The sequence below is a fragment of the Sphingopyxis sp. genome (assembly GCF_025869345.1).
In the GTDB taxonomy this organism is placed as follows: domain Bacteria; phylum Pseudomonadota; class Alphaproteobacteria; order Sphingomonadales; family Sphingomonadaceae; genus Sphingopyxis.
On sequence record NZ_JAOZVW010000058.1, the window covers coordinates 1 to 14091 of the forward strand.

The following is a 14091-nucleotide window of genomic DNA, read 5'->3' on the forward strand; positions in this document are numbered from 1 at the left end:
GCTAAGCAGCGGGACAAGCGGGACCCCGGATCAAGTCCGGGGTGACGAAAAAGGAAACGGACAATGGAGAGGGAGAGGATATGGCCGAGTTTGAACTGATCGCCGACGGATTACGCTTCCCCGAGGCGCCGGTGGTGATGGACGACGGCAGCGTCATCGTCGTCGAGATCGAGCAGGGTCGGATCACGCGCTGCTGGCCCGATGGCCGCAAGGAAGTCGTCGCGACCCCCGGCGGCGGCCCCAACGGGCTCGCGCTCGGCCCCGACGGCAAGCTCTATTGCTGCAACAACGGCGGCTTCCATTATGTCGAGGCGAACGGCTATCTCGCCCCGCACGGCATCGCGAGCGATTATTCGGGCGGCCGGATCGAGCGCATCGACCTCGACACCGGTGCGGTCGAGGTGCTTTACAAATCGGGCGACCATGGCGTGATCCTGCGCGGCCCGAACGACATCATGTTCGACACCCATGGCGGCTTCTGGTTCACCGATCACGGCAAGATCGATTATGCCAAGCGCGCCCACGACATCGTCGGCATCTTCTATGCCAAGGCCGACGGCAGCTTCATCGAGGAAGTGATCTTTCCGTCGAACAACCCGAACGGCGTCGGCATCTCGCCCGACGGCAACACGCTTTATGCCGCCGAAACCTATACCTGCCGCCTGATGAAGTTCAACATCATCGCCCCCGGCAAGGTCGATGACGCGGCGGGCCCCGGCGGCCCCGGCATCCCGCTCTATCGCCCTGCGGGCTATAAATTCTTCGACAGCCTCGCGATGGAAGCGAACGGCAATATCTGCGTCGCGACGATCGGCGAATGCGGGATCAGCGTCGTCTCGCCCGAAGGCGAACTGGTCGAGTTCGTCGCCACCGACGATATCTTCACCACCAACATCGCGTTCGGCGGCGACGACATGCGCGACGCTTATCTGACGCTGTCGGGCAGCGGACGGCTGGTGAAGACGCGCTGGGCGCGGCCGGGCCTCAAGCTGCAATATTGACGAAAGGCAACAGGGGATCATGCACCGCGAAACCCACGCCGTGGCGCGCATCGGCTGGCTGCGCGCCGCCATCCTTGGCGCGAACGACGGGATCGTCTCGACCGCCAGCCTGATCGCGGGGGTCGCGGCGGCGGGCGCGGAACAGGCGTCGATCCTCGTCACCGGCACCGCGGGGCTCGTCGCCGGGGCGATGTCGATGGCGGCGGGCGAATATGTCTCGGTGAGTTCGCAGCGCGACGCCGAGAAGGCCGACATCGCGACCGAAAAGCACGAACTGGCGAACGATCCCGCATTCGAACTCGAGGAGCTGACGCAGATATATCAGCAGCGCGGGCTCGACCGGGCGCTGGCCGAACAGGTCGCGCGGCAGCTCACCGACCATAATGCACTAGACAGCCATTTGCGCGACGAACTCGGCCTGACGCACGACGCGCGGGCGCGGCCGGTGCAGGCGGCGGCGGCTTCGGCGGCGAGCTTTTCGATCGGCGCTGCGCTGCCGCTCGCGACCCTGTTCGCCGATCGCGGCGCGTCGCTGCCATGGACGGTATCGGCCGCGTCGCTGATCTTCCTCGCGCTGCTCGGCGCGCTCGGCGCCTGGGCGGGCAATGCGCCGATGCTGCGCCCCCTCGTCCGCGTCACTTTCTGGGGCGCGATGGCGATGGCCGCGACGATCGCCATCGGGTCGCTGTTCGGGGCGGTCGGCTGATATCCCCTAATCGGTGGCGGCGCGGACCACCGGCAGCGCGATATAGCTGCCGTCCGGCCCCGACACGGTAATGCGCTGCGTCGCCTTCACATAGTCTTCGGGCTTCGCGAACATGATGTTCGGCACAAAGCGCTGGGGATTGCGGTCATAGAGCGGGAACCAGCTCGACTGCACCTGCACCATGATGCGGTGCCCGGGCAGGAAGACGTGGTTCGCGTCGGGCAAGGCAAAGCGATAGAGCAGCGGGGTGTCGGCGGCGATCGGTTTCGCGACGCTGGGCGATTCGCGATAGCGGCCGCGAAAGATGTCCATGGCGATTCCCAGCTGATAGCCGCCCATCGCCCTGTCACCGGCCACCTCGCCGGGATAGACGTCGATCAGCTTCACCACCCAGTCGGCGTCGGTGCCGCTGGTCGCGGCGGTCAGGTGGACGACGGGCTTGCCCCGGATCTGGACCGGCGCGGTCAGCACCGGGGTCGTGAAGGTGACGACATCGGTGCGGCCCGACGCCTCGCGCTGGTCGTCGACCAGCCAGTCGGGCCAGGTGCGTTCGCCCTCATAGCCCACCGGCAGGATCGGGCGGGCGCGGAACGGGACGGGCTTCGCCGGGTCGGAGATATAATCGACCGTCCGCGCCGGACCGGCCGCGGCATCGAACCCCAACGCACCCCCGGGCTTCAAATAGAGGCGCTTGCTCGCACCCGCACAATCATCGAGGCACGCCGCGGGCCAGTCCGCCAGTTGCCGCCATGCATTCACGCCGGTCTCGAACGCGGTCACGCGGGCAATGTCGGCCTTTGGCGCACCGTCGACCAGATATTGCGCGAGGAACGGCGCCAATATGGTGCGGCGGAACCACAAGCCGGTGTCCTGCCCCCATTTGATCGGCCCGAGCGCGCTCGCCTCGTGAATCTGCTGACCGTGGTTCCACGGGCCGATGACGAGCTTCAGGCGGGCCGCGCCATCCTTGTCCTTCAGCGCCTGCCACACCGCGATCGCGCCGTGGATATCCTCCTGGTCGAACAGGCCGTGGACCAGCAATGTCGGAACGGTCAGCGGCCGCGCGGCCAATATCCGGTCCATCGCCTGCTGCTGCCAATAATCGTCATAGGCGGGATGCCGCGCGACTTTGCTCCAGAAGCCGGTCTGGTCGAGGCCGCGGCTTTTCGCCAGTGCGCCAGCCGATCCCGCCGCCAGATAGAGGTCGTAATCGTCGCGGTAGTTCGACCACCATTTGACGCTGTTGTCGCGCGACGCCTCCTGTTCCAGCATATAGGGCAGGTTCTGCTGGCGGAACGCGCCGTTGTGGAACCAGTCGTCGCCGTCCCATCCATCGACCATCGGGTTCATCGGCACCGCCACCTTCAACGCCGGATGGGGGTTGATCAGCGCCATCAGCGGCAGGAAGCCGTCATAGCTGATCCCGATGATGCCGACGCGGCCGTTACTTTCGGGGACATGCTTCACCAGCCAGTCGATGGTGTCGTAGGTGTCGGTCGAATGATCGACCTTGCCGGGGTTGAGCGGGGTCCCGGCGAGCGGCCGGTTCATCACATAATCGCCCTCCGACCCATATTTCCCACGCACGTCCTGGACGACGCGGATATATCCGCCGCCGACTACCACGTCGGGCGCATTGTCATAACCGTCGAGAATGGCCGCCAGCCGCCCACTGGGCGCGAGGCTGGTCATGGCGCTCGCGTCATAGGGGGTGCGGGTGAGCAGGATTCCGGCGTGGCGGGCGCCCTTGGGCACCAGGATGACGGTGTGCAGCTTCACCCCGTCGCGCATCGGAATCATCACCTCGCGGCGTTCGTGATCCATGCCTTCGGTGGGCTGGACGAAGGTGGGCGGCGTGTCGCCTGCAGAGGGTGCGCGCTGCTGCGCGCCCGCCGCGACCGCCGTCAGCGCGAGGCCCGCGATCGCCGCGGTCAGGATGCGATGCTTCATAAGGATGCCCCCTGTTGTCTGTCTTCAGCGCAACACATCCCCCGCCGCGCGGCAAGAGGCTGTGGGCGCCGGGCCTTTTATTAGCCCACCCGGGCCTATCGCGCGAGCGGCGCAGCTAGGCGGGGGCACCGCCCGCCGGACTCGACAGATGGCCCTCCAGCGTTTGCCGCAACCATCGCGCCGCCTGATCGACCGCGCGCTCGGCGAGCGCCGACGTCGATATCGCTTCGAGAAAGCTGTGCGAGGCGCCCGGATGGACCGCGCACTGCACTCGCGTGCCGGCCTCTTCAAGCCGCCGCGCCATGTCCAGATTCTCGTCGCGCAGCACATCGCATTCGGCGACGCACAGAAAGGAGGGCGGCAGCGCACCGAGCGCCGCGCGGATCGGGGCCGCCCGCGCCGGCGCAGGATCGCCGCCGCCCAGATAATTGCGCCAGAAGCCGCGCATCTCGTCGCTTCCCAGCATATAGGGCGCGCCGTCGTAGCGATGGTGGGAGGGCCGGTCGCAGCGGTCGTCATAGGCGCCATAATTGAGGAGCAGCGCCTTGATCAGCCCCGCCTCCCCCGCGTCGCGCCGATCGATCGCCGCCGACAGCGCCAGATTCGCCCCCGCCGAATCGCCGCCGACCGCAATCCGGCCGGGCGCAATGCCGAGCCATTCCCCCTGATCGCGCAGCCAGTCGATCACCGCCGCCGTTTCGTCGAGTGCGCAGGGAAAGCGCGCTTCGGGCGACAGGCTGTAGTCGATACCAGCGACGCGAAATCCGGTACGGTCGGCATATTCGCGCATCAGCCGGTCGTGCGTGACGATGCTGAACAGCGTCCAGCCGCCGCCGTGCAGATAGGCAAGCACCGGCCCCGTCGCGGCGGCGGACGCCGGGGTATGGAGGCGCACGCGAACCGTGCCCCCGCCATGCGGCACCGCGATATCGTCGACCTGCGCCATGACCGGACCGCCAGCGGCCCACGGCGCGCGCACCCGTTCGGCGATTGCGCGCGCCTGCGCCATGCCGACCGAAGCGAGCGGCGGATGCCGCGCCCAGCCCGCCTGCACCGACTCGATGAACCGGCGGATGTCGGGATCGAGATTATCGGGGCTTTGCATGTCATTCTCCACTTGCGATCCGGTCAATCTAGGGTCGGCGGTCGGGGCGGACGTTCTCCGGCAGGTCTTTTATCTGCGCCGCCGGGCCACCCGCCCAACGTAGCGGGTTGTGCCGCGCGCGCGTTCGCCCTCTATTCCGTGCTGGAAGGGAGGGGGCATGACAGGCGCGCGCATTCGGTCGATCCATCGCTGGGCGAGCATCGCGATGCTGGGCTTCTGGCTGGTCCAGGCGCTCACCGGGTTATTGCTGGTGTTTCAGTGGGAGATCGACGACGCGACGGTCGCGGCGCCGCGCGTGCCGACCGACATTGCGGCGATCGATTCCCGGCTGACCGGGCTGGTCGCGGCCGATCCGGACCTCGCCGTCCGGTCGCTCAACACCAGCGGCAGCGGCCTCGATCGCTATGATATCAATCTGGACGACGGCGGCGAACGGGTCACCCTGCGCATCGACGGCAGCGGGCGGGTGCTGCGCCACCACGGGCCCGGCGACGGCATCCGCAACGGCGGCCTGTTCACCGCCGCCTATGACCTTCACGAAAGCCTGCTCGCGGGCGACGCCGGCATGTGGATCGTCGGGATCAGCGGCCTCCTGCTGCTGTCCAACATCCTGCTCGGCCTTTGCCTGGCCTGGCCGGGGCGGACATGGGCGCGCTGGCGCATGGCGCTGCGCCCTCCCGCAAGGCTGCGCGGCCCGGCGCGGCCCTATGGCTGGCACCGCGCGGCCGGGCTGGCGATGGCGATCCCCGCCCTCCTCACCATCGGCTGCGGCACCGCGCTGATCTTTCTCGCCGGCATCGAGGCGATGGCGGGGATCGAGCGCTATGAACCATCCGCCCCGGCGTTGGGGAAAGGGCAAGCCCCGATCGCGATGCCGGCGGCGGTGGCGCGCGCGCGCCGCCTCTACCCCCAGGCGGTCCTGACCCGCATCGATTATCCGGCCGCCGGCATGCCCTATTATGGGGTGCAGTTCCGCCAGCGGGGCGAGGCGGCGCTGATCTTCGGGTCGACGATCGTCTATGTGGCGGCGGCGGATGGCCGCGTGATCGGCCGGGTCGACCCGTTCGCCATGCCGCTGCGCGAACGGGCGCTGGACCTGCTCTATCCCATCCACACCGGGGAAATCGGCGGCCTGCCGGGGCGAATCGCGATCTTTCTGATCGGACTGTGGCTGGCTGCGATGATCCTGCTCGGCGTCTGGCTCTGGCAGTCGCGACGCCATCGCCGGACGGCCCCGGCGCGGCGAAAACGGGGCGCCATGCCCCCTATGGACGGATCGGAAATCGGATGACCCACGACGCCGCGACCGCGGACCGGCGCCCGCTCAAGGCCCGTCACGTCAGCATGATCTCCATCGGCGGGATCATCGGGTCGGGGCTGTTCGTCGGCAGCAGCGCGGCGATCGCCGCGACCGGCCCGGCGATCGTCGTCAGCTATGCCGTCGCGGGCGTGCTCATCCTGCTGGTGATGCGGATGCTGGCCGACATGGCGCTGGCGTCGCCCGGCGCGGGATCGTTCACCGAGCATATCCGCATCGGCCTGGGGGACGGCGCGGGCTTCGTCGCCGGCTGGCTCTACTGGATATTCTGGGCGCTGGCGATCGCGCTGGAGGGGCTGGCCGGCGCCAGCATCATCGCCACCTGGCTGCCGGGGACGGCGGCGTGGCAGATCGGGCTGTTGCTGGTCGCCGGCATGACCGCGCTCAACCTGTTGTCAGTCCGCGCCTTCGGCGAATCCGAATTCTGGCTGTCGGGGATCAAGGTGGCGGCGATCATCCTGTTCATCGGCGTCGCCGCCTTCGCGGTCGGCAAGGGCATGATCGGCGGCGGCGGCATTCCCGCACCGCTTTATGCCTATGGCGGCTTCGCGCCCTTTGGCGCGGCGTCGATCTTTTCGGGGGTGACCGCGGTGATCCTGGCCCTGGTCGGCGCGGAGATCATCACCATTGCCGCCGCCGACGCGCACGAACCGGGGCCGGTGATCGCGCGGCTGACCACGACGCTGATCATCCGGGTCGCGCTCTTCTATCTGCTCTCGATGCTGCTGATCGTCGCGATCGTCCCGTGGACCGGGATTCGTCCCGGCGCGTCGCCCTTTGCCATGGCACTCGCCGCCGTCGGCGCGCCCGGCGTATCGTTGATGATGAATGCGGTGATCATCGTCGCGGTGCTGTCGTGCATGAATTCGGGCGTCTATGTCTGCTCGCGGGTGCTGGTGGCGCTGGCCGGAAAGGGCGAGGCGCCGGCCTTTTTCGCCAAGGCGGGTGGGCGCGGCGTTCCGGTGCGCGCGATCCTGGCCGGATCGGGCGCCGCGGTGCTGGCGGTGCTGGCGTCGGTGCTGTCGGCCGAGCGGCTGTTCGCGATGCTGGTCAATGCGACCGGCATGGTGATGCTGATCGTCTATCTGATGCTGGTTCTCGCCCATATGCGCTTCGTCCGCCAGGGCGGCGAGAGCCGCCTGCCGCGCGCGACCGGACCGGTCGTCATCGCGGCGATGGTCGCGGTGATCGCGTCGATGCTGGCGACGCCCGGCCTGGCATCCCAGGCCTGGGCCGGGCTGACCACCACCGCGTTGCTGATGCTCGCCTATCGCGTCCTGTCGCGTCGCCGCGCGGCGGCCTGAGACAGGTCATTTTTATGTTGGTCTTTTTACATATATTGCCATTGACTGATTTTATGTCATATGTGTAATATAGTTGCAATGGATCAGCATGACCGATCGGCCGGAGACTTTATGGATAATCTGACCGCGCCGAACCTGTCGGACTGGCCCGATCCGGTGGAATGGATCAATCCGTCCGGGCGGTCGCCCATCATCCTCTTGTGCGAACATGCATCGAACCATATTCCCGCCTGCTACGACGGGCTGGGGCTCGGCCAGGCCGACCTCGACCGCCACATCGCCTGGGACATCGGCGCAGCGGCGGTGACCCGGCGGCTGGCGGCGCTGCTCGACGCGACCGCCATTCTCGGCACCTATTCGCGCCTGCTGATCGACCTCAACCGGCCGCCCGACGGCGACGGATCGATCGTCGCCCTCTCGGAAGATACGCCCATCCCGGCGAACGGCGATCTGGACGGAGCCGAGCGCGCGCTGCGGCAAGCGCGGATTTTCATGCCCTATCAGGATGCGATCGGCGGCCTGGTGGACGCCCGGATCGCCGCCGGATCACCCGTCGTCCTGATCGCGATCCACAGTTTCAACCCTACCTTCCTGAATCAGGTGCGGCCCTGGCACGCCGGCATCCTGTTCGGCCGCGCGGCCGCGCTGGGCGAACGGCTGGTCGCGCGGCTGGCGGCGGACCCGGCGCTCCATATCGGCGTCAACCAGCCCTATTCGGTCAGCCGCCAGGAAGATTATGCAATATTGGTTCATGGCGACGACCGCGACATCCCCGCCGTGCTGATCGAAATCCGCAACGACGGGCTGGCCGACAGCGCGCAGATCGATGCGTGGGCCCGGCGCGTGGCGGCGATCCTGGCCCCCGAAGCGGCCGCGCCGTGAATCGCGCGGTTCGCCTGCCCCCGACGCCTATCGCGTCATCCCGCAACATGCCTTATCGTCGGCCGCCTGGCCTTTCGGACGAAAGGGTCGTGGCGCCTGTCGCGTCGCGGCGGGACGAGCTTTAGGAAAAGGGCGCTATGGCGAACGACACGCAAAAGACCGAACGGATGCCGATCCGGGACATGCTGGGCCGCAGCACGGTCAGCCTGACCCGGTCCGAATCGCGGATCGTCCAGTTGCTGCTCGCCGATTATCCGGTGGCCGGGCTCGGCAGCGCGTCGAGCCTCGCCAAGCGCGCCGGGGTCAGCGACCCGACCGTGGCGCGTTTCGTCACCAAATTCGGGTTCGAGAATTTCGCTGCCTTTCAGGCCGCGCTGCTCGAAGATGTCGAGGCGCGGCTGCGCTCGCCGCTGATGATGCTCGAAACCAAGCAGGCGGGGGACGCGCACGACGCGACCGTCAACCGCTATATGGCATCGGTCACCCAGAAGCTGCGCGACGCGGCCGAGGCGGCGGTTCCCGAACCCTATGACCGCGCGGTCGACCTGATCATGGGGGCGAAGGGCAGCGTGACGCTGGTCGGCGGCCGTTTCAGCCGCCACGTCGCCGGGATGCTGGCGGGCTATCTGCTGCAGTTGCGCTCGGACGTGCATTCGATCTCGCCGCTGACGCTCGAAAGTTTCGACCGGCTCGTCGACATCGGCCGCCGCGACACGCTGATCGTCTTCGACTATCGCCGCTACCAGACCGACGTCGTCGAATTCGCGCGCCAGGCCGAAGCGCGGGGCGCGCATGTGATCCTGTTCACCGATCCGTGGATGTCGCCGGTCGCCGAGTTTGCCGATGTCGTCATCATCGCCTCGGTCGAGGTCGATTCGCCCTATGATTCGCTGGCCCCCGCCGTGGCGCAGATGGAGGCGCTCGTCGCCCATGCCGTCGTGCGCGAAAAGCGCGTGATGGAACGGCGCGTCGCCGATCTCGAAAAGCTGCGCAGCGCCAATGCCGTAACCGTGGATGACCCTGCCCCATGACGATTTCGCGTCCCGATATCCGCCGCGACGATCCCTATCCGCCGTCGGCGACCGCCCTGCTGCTGGTCGATATGCAGCGGATCTGGCTGGAGCCGGGACGCAATCCGGGGCATCCGGACTGGGGCGCCGACCATCCCTTTCACCGCGATGTCGCCGGGCGCGCCATCCCCAATCAGGCGCGGCTGCTCGCCGCCGCGCGCGCCGGCGGGGTCGAGGTGATCCATACGATCATCCGCAGCCTCACGCGCGACGGGCGCGACCGCTCGCTCGACCATAAGATGACGCCGCTGCACGTCGGACCCGACGATCCGCTGGCGCTGCCGGTGCCCGAACTGGCGGTCGGCGCGGACGAGATCTTGCTGCCCAAGACCTCGTCGGGCGTCTTCAACTCGACCAATATCGACTATGTCCTGCGCAACCTTGGCATCACCCACCTTGTCGTCGCCGGCATCATGACCGACCAGTGCGTCGACATGGCGGTACGCGACGCCGCCGATCGCGGTTTTGTCGTCACCTGCGTCGGCGACGCCTGCGCCGCCGCGACGGCCGAGCGCCACCGCCAGGCGCTGGGCGCCTTCGGCGGCTATTGCTGGATCGCCGATACCGACGCGGTGGAGGCGCGCTTTCGGGCGATGCGCGCGGCATGACGATGGCGCTGACCGGCATCGTCACCACCGACCTCGCTGCGATCACGCGCGGCCGCTGGGTACCGACCGCACGCTATGAAGCCGGGAACGATGGCGGGATCGGCTGGCTTCCCGCCAATCTGGCGCTGACCCCCTTCGGCGGCATCGCCACCCCCAACCCGTGGGGATCGACGGGCGACCTGCGCGTCGTCGCCGACCGCACGGCGCGCTATCGCACCAGCGCCACCGGGGCGGCGACGCCGTTCGACATTGTCATGGGCGACATCGTCGAACTGGACGGCACGCCGTGGCGCTGTTGCCCGCGCACCCTGCTGCGCGACGCGGTGGCCGCCCTGCGGGCCGAAACCGGCCTGTCGCTGCGCATCGCGGTCGAGCAGGAATTTCAGATCTTCGGCGCCGGCTTTCCCGCCGCGCATCCGCTGTCGATCGCCGCGCTGCGCCGCGCCGACCCCTTTGCGCCGCACCTGATGGCGGCGCTGGACGAGGCGGGGGTCGATCCCGAAGTCGTGCTCGCCGAATTCGGCACCGACCAGTTCGAGGTGACCTGCTCGCCCGCCGATCCGGTCGCCGCCGCCGACCGCGCCATCGCGATCCGCGAGATCGTGCGCGAAATCGTCGGGGTCCGCGGCTGGCAGGCGAGCTTCGCGCCCAAGACCGCGCCCGGCGCGGTCGGCAACGGCGTCCACATCCATTTCAGCCTGACGGATGCCGACGGCCGTCCCGCCGGTTACGACGCCGTGCAGCCCGGCGGCCTGTCGGCACAAGGCGCGGCATTCTGCGCCGGCATCCTGCGCCATCTGCCGGCGCTGACGCTATTCAGCGCGCCGAGCGTGACATCCTATTACCGGCTGCGGCCGCAGGGGTGGAGCGCGTCGTGGACCTGGCTGGCCGACCGCGATCGCGAAGCGACGCTGCGCATCTGCCCGACCACGACGGCGAATGGCCGCGATCCCGCACGGCAGCACAATATCGAGTATCGCGCCGCCGACGCTACCGCCAATCCCTATGTCGCGATCGCGGCTCTGATCCGCGCCGGGCTAAGCGGGCTGGCCGATGACCTGCCGCCGCCGCCGGTGATCGCCGAGCATCCCGATACGCTGGACGCGGCGGCCTGCGCCGCGCTGAACCTGCGCCGCCTGCCCGAAACGCTGGAGGATGCGGTGGCGGCGTGGCAAGGCGATGCGGCGGCCTATGGCTGGTTCGCGCCAGACTTTGCCGCGACGTGGCTCAGCGTCCGTCAGGCGGAGCTGGCGCGGCTCGCCGACCTCTCGCCCGACGAGGCGTGCCGGCTCTACCGCGACCTTTATTAAGCATCAGGCGCGCAGCGACCGCTTCATCAGGTGCAGCCGCTCGCCATCGTGATCGACGATCCGGTAGGTGCGATAGCCGAGACGGTAATAGAGCGAATCGTCGCCCGCCGCCGATGCGAGGAACAGCGCCGGAAAATCGAGCACCACCGCCTGTCCCGCGACGTGACCGCACAAGCGCGCCGCAATGCCCGCGCCGCGCGCTTCAGCGGGAACATAGACATTACAAAGCCAGGGCCCGGCACCCGGATCCCAATCGACGCTGTCGCGCGCGCGCAGGCTGGCAACGCCGACCGGGAGCGTGCCGTCGAGCGCGACATAGCTGCGCGGCAGCACCGCGGCCGCGTCCTCGGTAAAGCGCGCGCGCGTATCGGCGAGCGTGCGCCCGCTGAAAGCGCCCCATTCCGCGTCTATCCAGCCAGCGATCGTATCGATCGCAGCCGGATGATCGAGCAGGGGAGCAATATGAAGGGCCGCCATGTCGCTCATTCGGTGATGATCTGGACGGCCTTCAGCCGCTGATAAGCGCGCATCCCCTGCCCACCGCCCAGCACCCCGTGGCCCGACCCGCCAAAGGGTTCGGCGGGCATCAGTTGCAGCGGCGCGCCCATGGCGGCGCTGGTGCGGATATCGATCCGTCCGGCGTCGATATCGCGCGCCATGCGCCGCGCGCGGGCGATGTCGCGGGTCCAGATCGTCGCCGCCAGCCCGTGCGGCGTATCGTTGGCGATCCGCACCGCCTCGGCCTCGCCGGCAAAGGGAATCAGCGCGATCAGCGGCCCGAAAATCTCCTCGCGCGCGACCCGCATCGCGCCCGATGCGGCGGCGAAGATACCCGGCGCGGCGAAATAGCCGCGGCGGGGCAGCGTCCCGCCGGTCGCGACCGGCCGATGATCGGCCTTTTCGGCCGCGCCGATGTCGAGATAGGATCGCACCCGGTCGCGCTGCGCGCGGCTGGCGAGCGGGCCGTAATTGACCGCGGGGTCCAGCGGGTCGCCGGCGGTGAACAGCCGCACGGTGGCTTCGCACACGCGTTCGATCAGCGCCTCGGCGTGTCCGCGCTCGACCAGCAGGCGGGTTCGCGCGACGCATATCTGGCCCGAATTGGCAAAGGCCGACGCGGCGATCGAATCGGCCAGCCCATCGAGGTCGACCGCGTCGGCAAAGACGATCTGCGGCGATTTGCCGCCGCCTTCGAGCATCACCGGCTTGCCGTTCGATTCGCCCGCGGCGACCATGATCCGCCGGCCCGTGGCTGCCGATCCGACGAAGCCGATCTGATCGACGTCGCCATGGGCCGCCAGTGCCGCGCCCGCGTCGCCGCCGCCCGCCACCGCGTTGATCACGCCCGCCGGCAGCCCGGCTTCGGCCGCGATCCGCGCCAGCGCCAGCACCGACGATGGCGCGACCGGCGACGGCTTGACGACCACCGTGTTGCCCGCTGCGATGGCCGGGGCAATCGCCGACGCCGCGACCAGCAAGGGGAAATTCCACGACGATATGATGCCGACCACCCCGCGTGGTTCATACCAGTTCATCGCCCATGTGGCCGCGGCGTCGGCATTGGCGACCTCGCCGCGCGGCTGGCCGATCGCGTCGGCATAATAATGGGTGAAGCGCACCGCCTCGTCGACGGCACCCAGGGCATTGCCGATCGGCATCCCCATTTCGAGGCAGTCGAGCAGCGCCAGTTCGTCGCGCCGCGCCTGCATCGCGTCCGCCAGCGCCCGAAGATGCGCCTGCCGCCGGTCGGGCGCGATCGACCGCCAGGCCTCCGCAAAGCCGCGCCGCGCCGCTGCGACGGCGCGGTCGACATCCTCGGCATTGGCGTCGGGCATCGTCGCCAGCGGCTGTTCGGTCGCGGGGCAGACGGTGGTGAAGCTGGTCCGCGATCGCGGCGCGCGGGCCTCCCCGCCGATAAAGGGTCGCCCGTCGAACGCGATCGCGCGGGCGGCGGCGTGCCAGTCGGTCGTCATGGCAGGATGCACTGATCGCTGAGGTCTTTCGCGCCCCGCGTCACGCTGGCCGACGCGGCGAGACACGGGCCCAGCGGCACATCGGCGAGCGCGTCGACGATATGGTGCAGGGTCGGGAGATCCTCCCAGCTCGACCGCCGCCAGTCGAGCGTCGCGGCCGCGGCCGCTTCCACGCGTTCGACCCGCAAATGCCCGCCCGCGGCGGGGGTCAGCACGGCATATTCGGCATCGGCGACCCCCGGCGCGCCGGTGCGCGGGACATATTTATAATGGAGCAGGCCCTGCGAGGGCGCCGCGGGTTCCGCCGCCGGGGCCGCCGCGCCTAGCCCCTCGAGCCGGAGCGCCGCGAAGCCGCAACCGTCCCAGCTCGCCCGGCACAGCAGCCGGCCGGGGGTCTCCATCGGCGGCGGCAGGTCGCAATAAAGTTTCGAGAAGCCCAGCTCCTCGCGCCCGCTGATGATCGGATCGGCCATATTTTCCCACAGCACGAGCATCAAATCGCCCGCGACGGACCCGTCGGCGCCCGCATAGACGGCGGGGATGGTGATGCCGAAAGTGTTATAGCCGCGCCCCGCGAGCCAGGCGATTTCGGTCATGTAGCAAAAGGTCGCGTGCAATTCGCCGCGCGCCACCCGAAATCCCGGCGGCATGAAGGCCGCCAGCCGATCGGCGGGCGCGGCGAAGGCGGCGTGGACGATATGCTGGCGCGGATCGTCGCGGCATTCATAGCGCTCGCCCGCCGGCCCCTGGCGCGGACCGGGCATGGGGCCGAAATGGGTCGGCATGCGATAGCGCATGGCGGGCAGGAAGGCGTAGGACATGGGTGCTCCCGGCTGAATCCGCCGCTATCATCCCTCGCTCTGC

The 14091-nt window shown here is 68.8% G+C and carries 13 protein-coding genes; 8 read left to right on the plus strand and 5 right to left on the minus strand.

The features are described 5' to 3' along the window. The first annotated feature begins 80 nt into the window (after nucleotides 1–80). Both OJI97_RS06330 and OJI97_RS06335 read left to right on the plus strand, forming a co-directional pair. The gene (locus OJI97_RS06330; RefSeq protein ID WP_297662170.1) at nucleotides 81–1001 is read left to right on the plus strand and encodes an SMP-30/gluconolactonase/LRE family protein; all 921 of its coding nucleotides are present in this window, start codon (nucleotides 81–83) and stop codon (nucleotides 999–1001) included. 19 nt (nucleotides 1002–1020) lie between these two features. Beyond that, nucleotides 1021–1707, plus strand: a complete 687-nt coding sequence (locus OJI97_RS06335) for a VIT family protein (protein ID WP_297662172.1) — start codon at nucleotides 1021–1023, stop codon at nucleotides 1705–1707. A 6-nt stretch (nucleotides 1708–1713) separates the two neighbouring features. Here OJI97_RS06335 and OJI97_RS06340 read toward each other — a convergent pair whose 3' ends face one another. Both OJI97_RS06340 and OJI97_RS06345 read right to left on the minus strand, forming a co-directional pair. Next, nucleotides 1714–3657 carry a CocE/NonD family hydrolase gene (locus OJI97_RS06340; protein ID WP_297662174.1) on the minus strand — a complete coding sequence of 648 codons (1944 nt, stop codon included), beginning with the start codon at nucleotides 3655–3657 and terminating at the stop codon, nucleotides 1714–1716. Between the two features lie 115 nt (nucleotides 3658–3772). Then, nucleotides 3773–4762 carry an alpha/beta hydrolase gene (locus OJI97_RS06345; protein ID WP_297662176.1) on the minus strand — a complete coding sequence of 330 codons (990 nt, stop codon included), beginning with the start codon at nucleotides 4760–4762 and terminating at the stop codon, nucleotides 3773–3775. Nucleotides 4763–4919: 157 nt separating this feature from the next. Between OJI97_RS06345 and OJI97_RS06350 the strand changes: the two genes are divergently transcribed. The 6 genes from OJI97_RS06350 to OJI97_RS06375 all read left to right on the plus strand — a co-directional run bounded on the left by OJI97_RS06350 (nucleotide 4920) and on the right by OJI97_RS06375 (nucleotide 11254). Further along, entirely contained in the window at nucleotides 4920–6053 is a 1134-nt protein-coding gene (locus OJI97_RS06350) for a PepSY domain-containing protein (RefSeq protein ID WP_297662178.1), read from the plus strand. Further along, nucleotides 6050–7384 (plus strand): amino acid permease, encoded by a 1335-nt coding sequence (locus OJI97_RS06355; RefSeq protein WP_297662180.1) that lies wholly within the window; start codon nucleotides 6050–6052, stop codon nucleotides 7382–7384. Before OJI97_RS06350 ends, OJI97_RS06355 begins: the two co-directional genes overlap by 4 nt. 111 nt (nucleotides 7385–7495) lie before the next feature. Then, nucleotides 7496–8266, plus strand: coding sequence for an N-formylglutamate amidohydrolase (locus tag OJI97_RS06360; RefSeq protein WP_297662182.1), 771 nt, complete (start codon nucleotides 7496–7498; stop codon nucleotides 8264–8266). Nucleotides 8267–8403: 137 nt separating this feature from the next. Beyond that, nucleotides 8404–9297 carry a MurR/RpiR family transcriptional regulator gene (locus OJI97_RS06365; protein WP_297662184.1) on the plus strand — a complete coding sequence of 298 codons (894 nt, stop codon included), beginning with the start codon at nucleotides 8404–8406 and terminating at the stop codon, nucleotides 9295–9297. Next, nucleotides 9294–9944: a cysteine hydrolase family protein gene (locus OJI97_RS06370; protein WP_297662186.1), complete on the plus strand. Its 651-nt coding sequence runs from the start codon at nucleotides 9294–9296 to the stop codon at nucleotides 9942–9944. The genes OJI97_RS06365 and OJI97_RS06370 overlap by 4 nt, the downstream gene beginning before the upstream one ends. Continuing rightward, the gene (locus OJI97_RS06375; RefSeq protein ID WP_297662188.1) at nucleotides 9941–11254 is read left to right on the plus strand and encodes a glutamine synthetase family protein; all 1314 of its coding nucleotides are present in this window, start codon (nucleotides 9941–9943) and stop codon (nucleotides 11252–11254) included. Before OJI97_RS06370 ends, OJI97_RS06375 begins: the two co-directional genes overlap by 4 nt. A 3-nt stretch (nucleotides 11255–11257) precedes the next feature. Here OJI97_RS06375 and OJI97_RS06380 read toward each other — a convergent pair whose 3' ends face one another. The 3 genes from OJI97_RS06380 to OJI97_RS06390 are packed head-to-tail and all read right to left on the minus strand — an operon-like array spanning nucleotide 11258 to nucleotide 14048. After that, complete coding sequence (locus OJI97_RS06380; RefSeq protein ID WP_297662190.1) at nucleotides 11258–11731, minus strand: GNAT family N-acetyltransferase; 474 nt, start codon at nucleotides 11729–11731, stop codon at nucleotides 11258–11260. A gap of 5 nt (nucleotides 11732–11736) precedes the next feature. Beyond that, nucleotides 11737–13227, minus strand: coding sequence for an aldehyde dehydrogenase family protein (locus OJI97_RS06385; protein WP_297662192.1), 1491 nt, complete (start codon nucleotides 13225–13227; stop codon nucleotides 11737–11739). Then, nucleotides 13224–14048, minus strand: coding sequence for an acetoacetate decarboxylase family protein (locus tag OJI97_RS06390; RefSeq protein WP_297662193.1), 825 nt, complete (start codon nucleotides 14046–14048; stop codon nucleotides 13224–13226). The genes OJI97_RS06385 and OJI97_RS06390 overlap by 4 nt, the downstream gene beginning before the upstream one ends. Between the last annotated feature and the right edge of the window lie 43 nt (nucleotides 14049–14091).

Bases quoted from the DNA above. Each gene is read 5' to 3' on its own strand.
- OJI97_RS06365 (WP_297662184.1), top strand. From the start codon at position 8,404: ATGGCGAACGACACGCAAAAGACCGAACGGATGCCGATCCGGGACATG.
- OJI97_RS06360 (WP_297662182.1), top strand. From the start codon at position 7,496: ATGGATAATCTGACCGCGCCGAACCTGTCGGACTGGCCCGATCCGGTG.
- OJI97_RS06330 (WP_297662170.1), top strand. From the start codon at position 81: ATGGCCGAGTTTGAACTGATCGCCGACGGATTACGCTTCCCCGAGGCG.
- OJI97_RS06385 (WP_297662192.1), bottom strand. From the start codon at position 13,227: ATGACGACCGACTGGCACGCCGCCGCCCGCGCGATCGCGTTCGACGGG.
- OJI97_RS06390 (WP_297662193.1), bottom strand. From the start codon at position 14,048: ATGTCCTACGCCTTCCTGCCCGCCATGCGCTATCGCATGCCGACCCAT.
- OJI97_RS06335 (WP_297662172.1), top strand. From the start codon at position 1,021: ATGCACCGCGAAACCCACGCCGTGGCGCGCATCGGCTGGCTGCGCGCC.
- OJI97_RS06345 (WP_297662176.1), bottom strand. From the start codon at position 4,762: ATGCAAAGCCCCGATAATCTCGATCCCGACATCCGCCGGTTCATCGAG.
- OJI97_RS06340 (WP_297662174.1), bottom strand. From the start codon at position 3,657: ATGAAGCATCGCATCCTGACCGCGGCGATCGCGGGCCTCGCGCTGACG.
- OJI97_RS06370 (WP_297662186.1), top strand. From the start codon at position 9,294: ATGACGATTTCGCGTCCCGATATCCGCCGCGACGATCCCTATCCGCCG.
- OJI97_RS06380 (WP_297662190.1), bottom strand. From the start codon at position 11,731: ATGGCGGCCCTTCATATTGCTCCCCTGCTCGATCATCCGGCTGCGATC.
- OJI97_RS06355 (WP_297662180.1), top strand. From the start codon at position 6,050: ATGACCCACGACGCCGCGACCGCGGACCGGCGCCCGCTCAAGGCCCGT.
- OJI97_RS06375 (WP_297662188.1), top strand. From the start codon at position 9,941: ATGACGATGGCGCTGACCGGCATCGTCACCACCGACCTCGCTGCGATC.
- OJI97_RS06350 (WP_297662178.1), top strand. From the start codon at position 4,920: ATGACAGGCGCGCGCATTCGGTCGATCCATCGCTGGGCGAGCATCGCG.